Consider the following 403-nt stretch of genomic DNA (forward strand, 5'->3'; position numbering starts at 1 on the left):
GGTTACCCCAGTCACGCTGAGTTGTCACGACGGCTTCGGCCACCGCCAGCGTATGCTCCAGCGGCAGATAGCCAAACTCACTCGCGGTGCGGGCGTAGGTTTTCTTGTTGCCGTGTTCGATGGAAAGCCCACCGCCCACCAACAGGTTAAAGCCCACCAGCTTGCCGTTTTCGGCGATCGCCACGAAGTTCATGTCGTTGGCGTGCAGATCGATATCGTTCTGTGGCGGGATCACTACCGTGGTTTTGAATTTACGCGGCAGGTAGGTCTGGCCGAGGATCGGTTCTTCATCAGTAGTGGCGACTTTTTCCTGGTCGAGCCAGATCTCCGCATACGCGCGGGTACGAGGCAACAGATGCTCAGAAATCTTCTTCGCCCACTCGTACGCTTCCGCGTGCAGCTG

General features: G+C 57.8%; 1 pseudogene. It reads right to left on the minus strand.

The annotated features are described in order from the left end of the window. Positions 1-403, minus strand: a pseudogene (locus HFC70_RS26580) (sulfite reductase subunit beta); the annotation flags it as partial.

The organism is Agrobacterium sp. a22-2 (assembly GCF_012276985.1).
Lineage (GTDB): Bacteria > Pseudomonadota > Alphaproteobacteria > Rhizobiales > Rhizobiaceae > Allorhizobium.